The 11,954-nt window shown below is 72.0% G+C and carries 11 protein-coding genes; 8 read left to right on the top strand and 3 right to left on the bottom strand.

Features of this window, described 5'->3' with window-relative positions; translation table 11 throughout:
• Window positions 1-235: 235 nt before the first annotated feature.
• Window positions 236-2,071 (bottom strand): AMP-dependent synthetase/ligase, encoded by a 1,836-nt coding sequence (locus BM085_RS14415; protein WP_093887507.1) that lies wholly within the window; start codon window positions 2,069-2,071, stop codon window positions 236-238.
• Between the two features lie 175 nt (window positions 2,072-2,246).
• On the opposite strand from BM085_RS14415, the gene BM085_RS14410 reads away from it, so the two are divergent.
• Both BM085_RS14410 and BM085_RS14405 read left to right on the top strand, forming a co-directional pair.
• Window positions 2,247-3,749 carry a peptide MFS transporter gene (locus BM085_RS14410; protein ID WP_093887506.1) on the top strand — a complete coding sequence of 501 codons (1,503 nt, stop codon included), beginning with the start codon at window positions 2,247-2,249 and terminating at the stop codon, window positions 3,747-3,749.
• A gap of 44 nt (window positions 3,750-3,793) precedes the next feature.
• The gene (locus BM085_RS14405; RefSeq protein WP_093887505.1) at window positions 3,794-4,405 is read left to right on the top strand and encodes a trimeric intracellular cation channel family protein; all 612 of its coding nucleotides are present in this window, start codon (window positions 3,794-3,796) and stop codon (window positions 4,403-4,405) included.
• A gap of 3 nt (window positions 4,406-4,408) precedes the next feature.
• Here the strand turns inward: BM085_RS14405 and yczR are convergent, their stop codons facing one another.
• Window positions 4,409-5,842 (bottom strand): MocR-like transcription factor YczR, encoded by a 1,434-nt coding sequence (yczR, locus tag BM085_RS14400; protein ID WP_093887504.1) that lies wholly within the window; start codon window positions 5,840-5,842, stop codon window positions 4,409-4,411.
• Window positions 5,843-5,917: 75 nt separating this feature from the next.
• Between yczR and yczE the strand changes: the two genes are divergently transcribed.
• The 4 genes from yczE to grpE all read left to right on the top strand — a co-directional run bounded on the left by yczE (window position 5,918) and on the right by grpE (window position 9,254).
• Complete coding sequence (gene yczE, locus BM085_RS14395; RefSeq protein WP_245789314.1) at window positions 5,918-6,523, top strand: membrane protein YczE; 606 nt, start codon at window positions 5,918-5,920, stop codon at window positions 6,521-6,523.
• Window positions 6,524-6,557: 34 nt separating this feature from the next.
• Entirely contained in the window at window positions 6,558-8,318 is a 1,761-nt protein-coding gene (locus tag BM085_RS14390) for a glycoside hydrolase family 15 protein (RefSeq protein ID WP_093887502.1), read from the top strand.
• Between the two features lie 118 nt (window positions 8,319-8,436).
• A complete protein-coding gene (locus BM085_RS14385; protein WP_093887501.1) occupies window positions 8,437-8,691 on the top strand; it encodes a hypothetical protein in 255 nt (84 codons plus the stop codon).
• Between the two features lie 89 nt (window positions 8,692-8,780).
• Window positions 8,781-9,254: a nucleotide exchange factor GrpE gene (grpE, locus tag BM085_RS14380; protein WP_093887500.1), complete on the top strand. Its 474-nt coding sequence runs from the start codon at window positions 8,781-8,783 to the stop codon at window positions 9,252-9,254.
• 5 nt (window positions 9,255-9,259) lie between these two features.
• On the opposite strand, the gene BM085_RS14375 is transcribed toward grpE, so the two are convergent.
• On the bottom strand, window positions 9,260-9,808 hold the full coding sequence (locus tag BM085_RS14375; RefSeq protein WP_093887499.1) for an RNA polymerase sigma factor: 549 nt from the start codon (window positions 9,806-9,808) through the stop codon (window positions 9,260-9,262).
• A 77-nt stretch (window positions 9,809-9,885) separates the two neighbouring features.
• Between BM085_RS14375 and BM085_RS14370 the strand changes: the two genes are divergently transcribed.
• A complete protein-coding gene (locus BM085_RS14370; protein WP_143120918.1) occupies window positions 9,886-10,125 on the top strand; it encodes a hypothetical protein in 240 nt (79 codons plus the stop codon).
• Window positions 10,122-11,954, top strand: coding sequence for a dynamin family protein (locus tag BM085_RS14365; protein WP_093887497.1), 1,833 nt, complete (start codon window positions 10,122-10,124; stop codon window positions 11,952-11,954). Before BM085_RS14370 ends, BM085_RS14365 begins: the two co-directional genes overlap by 4 nt.

Below are 11,954 nucleotides of genomic sequence, written 5' to 3'. Positions count from 1 at the left end.
ACCCGGTAATGACCGAGGAGACGACACACGTCTGGTTGGGCAAAACGCCGCCCGCGCGACGCCGGCGACGCGCCAGGTGGAGACGGCCCGGCTCGGCCGGCGGGACGTCACGGCGGGGCGTGAGGGCCTCCGGCCGATGTGAGTCCCGCTCGACTCGCATCCCGCCGCGAGGCCCCGCCCATTTCGAGCCCGTCGGACCGGGTCGCCGTCACCGGCGTCCACGGCCGGTGCTTGTCTAGCTGTCGTACATTCCGTCGATGATCTCGGCGTACTTGGCGTGGATGACGCGGCGCTTGAGCTTCAGGCTCGGCGTGAGCTCCTCGGTCTCGGCCGTCCACTCCGCCGGCAGCAGACGCCAGCGCTTGACCTGCTGGACGCGGGCGAGCTTGTCGTTGGCCGCGGCGACCGCGGCCTCGACGACCTTGAGCACGTCGGGATGCTCGGCGAGGTCGGCCAGGGTGGTGAACTCGATGCCGCGGCCCTGCGCCCAGCCGGGGGCGACCTCGCCGTCGAGGGTGAGGACCGCCACCGGGTACGGCCTGCCGTCGCCGTAGGCCAGGGCCTGCCCGACGAGGGGGTGCTCCTTGAGGTAGTTCTCGATGTTGGCCGGGGAGATGTTCTCGCCGCCGGAGGTGATGATGAGCTCCTTCTTGCGGTCGACGATGCGGACGAAGCCGTCCTCGTCGATGGAGCCCACGTCGCCGGTGTGCAGCCAGCCGTCCTCGTCCAGCAGTTCGGCGGTCGCCTCGGGCCGGTTCAGGTAGCCGCCGGCGTTGGCGGGGCTGCGGGTGAGGATCTCCCCGTCCTCGGCTATGCGGACCTCGACGCCCGGGCCGGCCTGGCCGACCGTGCCGAGCTTGAAGCGGTCGGGGGCGTTGGCGGTGAACGCGCCCGTCGTCTCGGTCATGCCGTACACGTCGATCACGCGCATGCCGAGGCCGGCGAAGAAGCGCTGGACCTCCAGCGGCATCGGGGCGGCGGCGCTGGCCAGCCAGGCCGCGTTGTCGAGGCCGATCATCGAACGGATGATCGACAGCAGCGCGGCGTCGGCCTGCTCGTAGGCGGCCTGGACCTCGGGCGAGGGGGTCCGCCCGTACTGGCTGGCCTCGACGTGGGCGAGACCGGCGGCCATGGCGGTGCGCACGTTCTCCTGCTGCTCCTGCGGCTGGGTGGCCAGCAGCGCCTGCAGGCGGGCCATCATCTTCTCCCAGACCCGCGGGACGCCGAAGAACAGCACCGGCTTGACCTGGCCGAGGGTGGCGCCGAGCTGGGCGAGGTCGGTGCAGAAGTGGGTGTGGGAGATCTTGAACAGCGGCAGGTAGAGGCTGAGCACCCGCTCGGCGATGTGGGCGTAGGTGAGGTAGGAGATCTGGGTGCCCCTGTCGGGCAGCGAGACCATCCGGCTGGTCGCCGCCACCTCGAAGAACACGTTGGCGTGGGTCAGCGGCACACCCTTGGGGTTGCCGGTGGTGCCGGAGGTGTAGAGGACCGTCAGGGTGTCGCCGGCGCTCACGGCCCGCCAGCGCTCCTCGATCGAGGCGGGGTCCTCGGCGAGCCGCGCGCGCCCCAGGGCCAGGAACTCCTCCCAGCCGAGGAAGCGGTCGCCGGACGGGGCGCCCTCCAGCATGACGATCTTGACGATCCCGGGAAGCCCGTCCAGCACCGGTTCCCACCTGGCCAGGTCGGCCGGCCCGCCCAGCACGACGATCCTCGCACCGACGTCGCCGGCGACGAAGGCCACCTGGTCCGGGGCGAAGGTGGCGTAGACCGAGCACGACACGCCGCCCGCGTGCACGGCGCCCAGGTCGGCCAGGACGTGCTCGCTGCGGTTGACCATCATCAGCGCGACCGCCTCGCCCGGTCGCAGCCCGAGGGCGACGAAGCCGGCGGCGATCTCCAGGACCCGCTGCCGGGCCTCGGCGTAGGTGAGGGTGGCCCAGCCCCCGTCGACCGGGTCGGAGTAGGCCGGAGCGTCGGGGGCGCGCTCGGCCGTCTCCGCCAACTGCTCGCAAACGGTACGGCCCGCGATCTCCCGCTCGATCGCCGCACGCTCTTCAAGGACACCGGCCATGACGCCTCCTGAAAGTGCTCACTTGCATGAGTGGCATGCATCGCACCACACGGCGTTGCCCCGGACAAGCCCCTGCGCGTGAGAAGAAGCGTCACAATGCACAACCTCCCTCATCCCCGGCCGGGACCCGTACGTAGAGTTAGAACCCGATCACATGATGACGCCGGGGGGCCACATGACATCGGGGACGGGCGCTCGCGAGAAGACTTTCTTCGGACATCCGCGGGGCCTGGCCACGCTGTTCGGCACCGAGATGTGGGAACGCTTCAGCTGGTACGGCCTCCGGGCCATCCTGGCCACCTTCATGGCCGCCTCCCCGGTCATGGGCGGCCTCGGCCTGACGCAGCAGACCGCCCAGGCGATCGTCGGCATCTACGGCGCGCTCATCTATCTGGTGGCCCTGCCCGGCGGCTGGGTCGCCGACCGCGTGCTCGGCGCCCGCAGGGCGGTGCTGTGGGGCGGCTTCGTCATCATGTGCGGCCACATCAGCATGGCCATCCCGGTCAGGACGGGCGCCTTCGTCGCCCTGGGCCTGCTTCTCATCATCATCGGGACCGGGCTGCTGAAGCCCAACATCTCCGCGATGGTCGGCAAGCTCTACCCGGAGGACGACGACGCGCGCAGGGACGCGGGCTTCTCCATCTTCTACCTCGGCATCAACCTGGGCGCCTTCATCGCCCCCCTCGTCGTCGGCTGGCTCGCCGCCGACAACCGCTGGCATCTGGGCTTCAGCGCGGCGGCGGTCGGCATGGCGCTGGGCCTGGTCCAGTACGTGCTGGGCCGCCGCCACCTCGGGGGCGTGGGCGAGGAGCCCGGCCACCGGCTGACCCCGCGCGAGCACCGGCACTTCGTGCTGTCGGCCCTGGCCGCCGCCGCCGTGATCGCCGGCGCCCTGGCCGCCTGGGTGGCCTCGGGCACGTTCGACCTCGACACCTTCGCGCTCGTGGTGACGGTGATCATCGTCATCGTCCCGGTGGCCTACTTCGCCTACATCCTGTTCGGCAGCCACAACCTGACCGACGACGAGCGTTCGCGGATGAAGGCCTACATCTGGCTGTTCATCGCCGCCGCCGTCTTCTGGATGATCTACGACCTGGCCCCGACGGTGCTGCTGTTCTTCGCCCAGGACAGGACCGACCTGTCGCTGTTCGGCGTCCGGATCACGGCCGCGACCACGCAGTCGTTCAACCCGCTGTTCATCATGATCTTCGTGCCGGTCTTCGCCGCGCTCTGGGTCAGGCTGGGCAACCGGGTGACCGCTCCGCAGAAGTTCGCCTTCGCGCTGTTCATGATCGCCCTGAGCTTCGTGGTCATGGCCCTGGCCGCCCGGCTGGCCGAGAGCGGGAGGATCTCGGTGTGGTGGCTGGTGCTGGTCTACCTCATCCAGGTCTTCGGCGAGCTGTCGCTGAGCCCGGTCGGCCTGTCGGTCACCACCAAGCTCGCCCCGCAGGCGTTCAAGGGCCAGATGCTCGGGGTGTGGTTCATCGCCGTCTCGGTGGGCGACGCCGTGGGCGGGCAGACGGGCCGCCTGAAGAACTACATGTCGGATTCCGCGTACTTCCTGACGCTCGCGGCGATCGCCGTCGTGGCGGGTCTGGCGCTGCTCGCGTCCGTCGGCAGGCTCCGGGCCATGATGCGCGAGCACCACGAGAACGCGGTGGGGACCGGGCCCCCGTAGCCCTGCCGGAGAGCGCATAGAGCCGGTCATGGGATGATTCACTGGTGAACCAGGTGCTGGACCTTGTCGGAATCTTCGTCTTCGCCCTCTCCGGCGCCCTCGTCGGCGTCCGCAAACGGCTGGACGTGGTGGGCATGGCCGTACTCGCCGAGATGACGGCCCTGGGCGGCGGGATCCTGCGCGACCTGATCCTCAACGTACGGCCCGCCGCCTTCTCCAGCACCGGCTACGTGCTCGTGCCGGTCGCCGCCACGGTGATCGTGTTCTTCTGGCATCCGCACGTGCAGCGGGTGATGCCCGCCGTGGACGTGCTCGACGCGGCGGGCCTGGGCCTGTTCTGCGCGGTCGGCACCGAGAAGGCGATGAACTTCGGCCTCAGCCCGCTGCACGGGGCGCTGCTCGGGGTCACCACGGCGGTCGGCGGCGGCATCCTGCGTGACGTCCTCGCCGGCCAGATCCCGAACCTGCTCTACGACCGCCAGCTCTACGCGGTGCCCGCCATGCTCGGCTCGGCGGTCATGGCCGCCCTCTACACCGTCGACCTGCACGGCTGGCCGGCCACGCTGGCCGCCGCCGTGCTCGCCTTCGGACTGCGGATCGCGGCCATGCGGCTGCGGCTGCGCGCGCCGCTGGCCAGAGGCGTCACCTCGGAGTAGGCCTCACAGCGCGGGGGTGAGCGGCTCGGCGGGACGGACGCCGTACGGCCCCCTGATCCTGGCCTCGGCGATGCGCTCCACCGCCTCGGCGAGGACCTGCGGCGGCTGGGTGAAGGGCAGGCGGAGCCGGCCCTCCAGCGTGCCGTCCACGCCGAACCAGGGGCCGGGTGCGAGCCGTACCCCGTGGCAGCTCGCCGCGTCGGCGAGCGCGGTGGCCGACGGGCCCGCCAGCCGCACCCAGAGCGAGCCTCCGCCCTTGGGCACGGTGAAGTCCCAGTCGGGCATCCGCTCCCGCACCGCCGCCACCAGGGCGGCCCTGGAGGCGCGGAGGGTGCGGCGACGCTCGGCCCTGGTCTCCTCGATGTCCTCGAACAGCCGGGCCACGGCGAGCTGCTCCAGCAGCGGGCTGGCGATGTCCACGCCCGCGCGGAGCACGGCCAGGCGGCGGACCATGGCGGCGGTGGTGCGGATCCAGCCGATGCGCAGCCCGCCCCACCACAGCTTGGACGCCGACCCGATGCTGATCACCCGCCCGTCGGTGTCGAAGGCGGCCAGCGGGGCCGCCTTGGGCACCTCGTCGATCGCCAGCTCGCTCCAGGTCTCGTCCACGATCAGCGTGGTGCCGTACCGCCTGGCGGCACCGACCAGGGCGGCCCGCGTGGCGTCGTCCATCAGGTGCCCGGTCGGGTTCTGGAAGTCGGGGATCAGGTAGGCGAGGCGGGCGGCCGACTGGCGCATCGCACAGGTGAGCAGGTCCAGGTGCCAGCCGTCGTCGGGGATGCCGACCGGGACGATCCGGGCGCCGCGCATCCTCGCCACGTCCATCGCGTGCGGGTAGGTGGGCGACTCCAGCAAGATCGCGTCGCCCGCCGGCAGCAGCATCGCGGCCAGCAGGTGGAGCGCCTGCTGGGCCCCCGTGGTGACCAGGATCTGCTCGGGCCGGGTGGCCAGCCCCCGCGTGGTGTAGCGGGCCGCGATCGCCTCGCGCAGCGGCGCGATCCCGAGCGGATCGTAGCCGATGCCGAGCGCGTGGCGCTGGTAGTGTTCGGCGGCGTAGGCGACCGCCGGGGCGAGCGCCGAGGGCGCCAGCGGGGCGGCGGCGTGCAGCGGCAGCAGCCCGTCGTCGTTGGCGGCGATCCACGGGTTCTCCGCGCCCATCGAGCCCGGGTCGGGCAGCGCGGTCCAGCTCCCCGCCCCCTGCCTGCTCTCCAGGTATCCCTGCTCGCGGAGCCGGTCGTAGGCGGCGGTCACGGTGGTACGGCTGACGCCCAGGGCCTCGGCGAGGTGCCGCTCGGCCGGGACGCGCATCCGCACGGGCAGCCGGCCGTCGAGGATCAACAGCCGCACGGCCCCGGCCAGCGCGCTGTAGTACGGCCTGGTGTCGGGGTCGATCGCCACGAGGCGGGCGAGCTGGGGCCCGCTCAGGTACCGGTCCATACCGACCACTATAAGGCCACTTTCCATGATTGGCCCTTTTGGTTCAGGCCAGTGGCCTAGATGATTAAGGCCATTATGAGCGAAATTTCTCTCCCGACTCTTGGCTCCCTTCCCAGCCGGCTCACGCGCCTCTACGCGGGCCTGGCGCTCTACGGCGCCGGGATCGGCCTGCAGATCGAGTCGCACCTCGGCGGCAGCCCCTGGGACGTGTTCCACCAGGGCCTGTCCATCCACCTGGGCCTGTCGATCGGCACCTGGATCATCCTGGTGGGAGCCCTGGTCATGCTGCTGTGGATCCCGCTCAGGCAGAAGCCCGGGATCGGCACCATCAGCAACGTCGTCCTGCTCGGCGTGTTCGCCGACGCCGTCATGTGGCTCGTCCCGACCCCGGAACCGCTGGCCGCGCGCTGGGCCTACCTACTGCTCGGCGTCGTCGCCACCGGCGCGGCGACCGGCCTCTACCTCGGCGCGGGCCTGGGCCCGGGCCCGCGCGACGGGCTGATGACCGGCCTCAACCGCCTCGGCCTGTCCATCCGCACGGCCCGCACGAGCATCGAGGTCACGGTGCTGGCCATCGGCTGGCTGCTCGGCGGGACCGTGGGGATCGGCACCGTGGTGTTCGCCCTGGCGATCGGACCCCTGACCCAGTTCTTCATGCCGCGGATGCGCCCCAAGGGCTGAGCGGCGGCCGCAGGGAGGCATTAGCGTCAAGGACATGCGGATCGAGGATTACGCGCTCATCGGAGACATGCAGTCAGCCGCCCTGGTCGGGCGGAACGGCGCCATCGACTGGCTCTGCCTGCCCAGGTTCGACTCGCCGGCGTGCTTCGCGGCGCTGCTCGGCGACAAGCAGAACGGGCAGTGGTGGCTCGGCCCGGCCGACGCCGGGCGGACCGCCGCCACCCGGCGCCGCTACAAGGGCGAGTCCCTGGTGCTGGAGAGCGAGTGGGACACCCCGGACGGCACGGTCCGGGTAACCGACTTCATGCCCGCGCGGCAGGCCAACCCCGACCTGGTCAGGATCGTGGAGTGCGTGTCCGGCACGGTGGAGATGGCCACCGAGATCCGCATCCGCTTCGACTACGGCCGGATCGTGCCCTGGGTGCGCCGCACCGACGGCCTGCTGCAGGCCGTCGGCGGGCCCGACTCCGCGTGGCTGCACTCCCCCGTCCCCCTCCAGGGCGGCGACTACGCGCACAAGGCGAGGTTCCGGGTCTCGGCCGGTGAGCGCCTGGCGTTCGTGTTCACCTGGCACCCCTCGCACGAGTCCAGGCCGGTCGAGATCGACCCCTTCGAGCAGCTGACCGAGACCGAGGCGCTGTGGGCCGAATGGGTGGAGCAGTGCACCTACCAGGGCCCGTGGCGCGAGGCCGTGGTCCGCTCCCTCATCACCCTCAAGGCGCTCACCTACGAGCCCACCGGGGGCATCGTCGCCGCCCCCACCACCTCCCTGCCCGAGGACCTCGGCGGGGTCCGCAACTGGGACTACCGCTTCTGCTGGCTGCGCGACGCCACCATGACGCTGGAGGCCCTCATCGGCGGCGGATACCTGGGCGAGGCCCGCGCCTGGAGGGCATGGCTGCTGCGGGCCATCGCGGGCCGGGCGCAGGACCTGCAGATCATGTACAGCGTGTCGGGTGAGCGCCGGCTGACGGAGCTGGAGCTTGACTGGCTGCCCGGCTACGAGGACTCCCGGCCGGTCCGGATCGGCAACGGCGCGGTCGACCAGCTCCAGCTGGACGTCTACGGGGAGGTGATGAACGCCCTGTACCTGTCGCGCGTGTCGGGCATGGAGCCCGACGATCGGGCCTGGACCATCCAGCGCGAGCTCATCGAATACGTGGAGCGGCACTGGGACGAGCCCGACGAGGGGCTGTGGGAGGTCCGCGGTCCGCGCCGCCACTTCACCCACTCCAAGGTGATGTGCTGGGTGGCCCTGGACCGGGCCGTCAAGCAGGCGGAGAGCTTCGGCCGCACCGGCCCGGTGGAGCACTGGAAGGAGGTGCGCGACCAGATCCACGCCGAGATCTGCGACAAGGGCTTCGACCAGACGCGCCGGACCTTCACCCAGTCGTACGGCTCGCATGAGCTGGACGCCTCCCTGCTGCTGATCCCGATCGTCGGCTTCCTGCCACCGGAGGACCCGCGCGTGATCGGCACCGTGGAGGCGGTCCAGCGCGAGCTGATGGTCGACGGCTTCGTACTGCGCTACCCCATGGCCTCCGACAACGACGTGGACGGCCTGCCCGGCGGCGAGGGCGCGTTCCTGGCGTGCAGCTTCTGGCTGGCCGAGGCCCTGTCGATGATCGGCCGCAAGGACGAGGCGGTGGAGCTGTTCGAGCGGCTGCTGACCCTGCGCAACGACGTCGGCCTGCTCGCCGAGGAGTACGACCCCCGTTACGGCCGCATGGTCGGCAACTTCCCGCAGGCCTTCAGCCACGTTCCGCTGATCCACACCGCCCGCGCGCTGAGCTGAGCTGAGGCGGCGGCGCGGTCCCCGGGCGGACGTCCGGCGAGAATTCTCCGGTCCCGGTGTAACAATCCGTCGCGGCCACGACTCTCCGCTGACGAACACCATTCGAAAGGATCGGAAAATGAGCGATTTCGACGTGACCTCCACGGACCTGATCGACTATGACGGTGACGGCAGCGCCGACGCCCAGCTGATCGACATCGACGGGGACGGCATCGCCGACGAGGAGCGCTACGACGTCGACGGCGACGGTGTCACCGACATCGTCTACCTCGACAACGACGGCGACGGCTACATCGACGAGGCCCGGGTCGACGTCAACGGCGACGGGGTCTCCGACTACACCCAGACCCAGGGGCCCTTCCCGACCGCCTGATCACCCGATCCGGCACGCGCCCGTGTGATCTCACCAGGGGGGAACCCGGACTCGGGTTCACACGGGCCCGCCGACGAGGAAGACGATCGATGACAGACCGACCCAGGGCGCCCGCGGCCTCCGGGGCGCCGCCGCGGCGGGCCGCCCCCGCCGCGTCCGGCCCGATGGCCGAGGCGCTGGCGGAGGTCGCCGGGAGCGGGATCAGCCAGGCGCTCGCCCAGCAGGTGGAGCGCCTCTTCGCCGAGGGTCCTCCGGGGCGTGAGGCCCTGGTGGAGGCCTGCATCGGCTGCCGGGACCAGATCGCCGAGCGGCATCCCCGGCTGGCCGGCACGCTGCTGGACGGGCTGAACCGGGCCGGGGTCCGGGAGATCGTCGCGGACGGGCAGCGCTTCGACCCGCGCGTGCACGAGGCGTTCGGCATCGAGCCGACCGAGCGGCCGGAGCTGCACGACGTCGTCGCGGAGACCGTCAAGCGGGGGTATGCCGACGGTGACCGTGTGATCCGCGTGCCGCAGGTCGCCGTCTACCGGCACGGGGCCCCCGGAGCCGGGACGGCGCCGTGAGGCGCTCAGCCGCCGGCGAGCCCGGCCTGAAGCCGCCGTCTGGCCCGGTGGATCCAGGCCCTCACCGTGTTGAGCGGCACCTCCAGCGAGGCCGCCACCTGCTCGTAGGTGAGGCCGCCCGCCCACAGCAGCAGCGCCTCCCGGTGGGAGGCCGGCAGCGTGGCCAGCGCCCGGCGCAGGTCTGCGAGCTGGGCGACGGCGTCCTCGAAGGGGGCCGCGAGCACCGACTCCTCGGCCACCTCGGCGAAGAGCACCCCGCCGGGAGAGCGGCGCCGGACCGCCGCGTGGGCGGCGTTGCGCGCGATGACGAGGACCCAGGACCGGAAGGACGCCCTGCCCTCGAAGGAGGCCAGTCCCTTCCACGCGGCGAGCTGCGTCTCCTGCAGCGCGTCGAGCGCGTCGGCGCGGTTTCCGGTCAGGTGATAACAGACGCCGAAGGCCTGGCGCTGCGCGGTCGACCACAGCTCGGCGAAGGCCCGCTCGTCACCCGCCCGCGCTGCGGCGACGAGAAGACCCTCGTCCTCGGCGGTACTGCTCAGCGACCCGCTCGTCATCGGCCACACATCCTCCCGGGGTGGAAATCAGCCAATGACACCACGCCGCGCGATCATCCGGCATGAGGTGACACGTCATGATATTGGACCGTGACAATTCGGACCTCGGATCTCCTCGCGAGGAGTCAGACGGCCTGACTGAGCTGCGTCGACTCCTCTTCGAGACGATCCCGGAACCGACCGAGGAGGAGTACCGGCACATGCTCGACCAGACGTTCTCGTCCGACGGCGGCGACCTCTCCCTGCTGCCCGATCCGCCGCCCGGTCCGGGCCTCCCCGTCCACCGCGAGGACCCGCTCCGCGGCGGTGCCGCGTGAGGGCCGGCCCGGCGGAGCTGCTGCGCCGCCTGTGCGACACCACCTCGGCCAGGCTGGCCGGGGCGGAGCTGCGCGAGCGGGTCGGTCAGGTACGCGCCGGCCTCGACGCGCCGCTGCGGGTCGCGGTGGCGGGCGCGGTGAGCAGCGGCAAGTCCACCCTGGTGAACGCGCTGCTCGGGCTGCCCGTCGCCCCCGTGGACGCGGGCGAGTGCACTTTCGTGGTCACCCAGTACGAGTACGGCGAGGACGACGGCCGCGTCACCGTCGAACTCCTGGACGGCGGCGTGGCCCACTCCCGGCTGCTGCCCGGCCACCGGCTCCCCGCCGACCTCGGCGTCGACGTGGCCCGCATCCGGCGCCTGCGCGTCACGCTGGACCTGCCGTCCCTGCGCACGGTCACCATCATCGACACCCCCGGCATGAACACGGTGACGGCCGCCAACGAGCGGGCCGCCAGGAGCATGCTGTTCGGCTCCGGCGAGGAGGACGACCGCGCACAGGCGATGATCTACGTACTGCGTTATGTCCAGAAATTCGATGACAACGCCCTCGCCGAGTTCCGTGGCCTCACCGACGCGTGCGGCATGAGCTGCGTCAACACCCTCGCCGTGCTGGGCCAGGTCGACCGGCGCGGCGACGAGGACGATCCCTGGCCGACCGCGCGGCGGCTGGCGGCCAAGGGCTACCGGGACCTGCGCACCTCCGTCTTCGACGTGGTCCCGGTGATCGGCCTGCTGGCCGAGACCGCGCGCGCGTGCCCGCTGGACGCCGAGGAGGTCAAGGCCCTGTCGCAACTGGCCGACCTCGACGAGGACGACCTGGAGGACTACCTCCTGGACCTGAACGACTTCCGCACGGCGCCCGACCTCCCCGTGCCCGCCGGGATTCGGCAGCGGCTGGTGGAACGGCTGCACCGCTACGGCATCGCCACCGCGATCGGCGCGCTGCGGCGGGGCGAGGCCCCCGACCCCGCCCGGCTCGCCGCCCACCTGCTGGAACGCTCGGGATACGCCTCGGCGGGACAGGCCGCGACCGGCTCCGTCGCGGCGGGCCTGGCCCACTTCGCCCGCCGCGCCGACCAGCTCAAGGCGCTCGACGCCCTGACCCGGCTCCGCCGGATCGCCCGCTCTCCCGCGATGGGCTCCGACCGCTCGACCCTGGACGCGCTGGCGGCCCAGCTCGACGAGAACCGGCCGATCGCGACCGCCCTGGGCGGCCTGCGGATCTTCGCCGCGGCCGAGGCCCTCGGCCGGGGGACGCTGGTGCTGAACGAGGAGATGACCGCCGAGCTCCTCCTCCTGGCCCGCCACGACGATCCCGCCGAGCAGCTCGGCCTGCCGGCCGGAGCCTCGCGGGAGGAGATCGCCGCCGCGGCCACGGCGGCGTCGATGCGCTGGCGCACCCTCGCCATGATGAGCGAGGGCCGCACCGGCGGGCACCGTGCCAGAGACGTGCTGACGGTCCTGGAGGACCTGGTCTGCACGGCCCTGGACGAGGGGCCCGGCCCGGACACCCCGGAGCGAGGCGGCCCGCTCCCCCCGATCCCCGTGGATCCCGTCTCGGTCGAGACCCTGCGCTCCTCCCCGATGGTCCCGGCCGGCGACCGGCGCGCCATGGAGACCCTGCTCGCCGGCGCCGAGCTGGCGACCCAGCTCGGCGCGCCCCCCGGAACCCCGGGCAGCGAGCTCGCGGGCTACGCCGCCGCCCTGGGCGCCCGGTTCCGTGTCCTCGCCCACCGGCCGCTCTCCCTGCGGCAGCGGCGGGCGGCGGAGGCTCTCTGCGACGCCTGCGAGGACGTCTGGGAGCGGCACCACCAAGACGGCCCCTGA

Source organism: Streptosporangium canum (assembly GCF_900113865.1).
Lineage (GTDB): Bacteria > Actinomycetota > Actinomycetes > Streptosporangiales > Streptosporangiaceae > Streptosporangium > Streptosporangium canum.
This window is presented reverse-complemented; position numbering and strand designations above follow the sequence as displayed.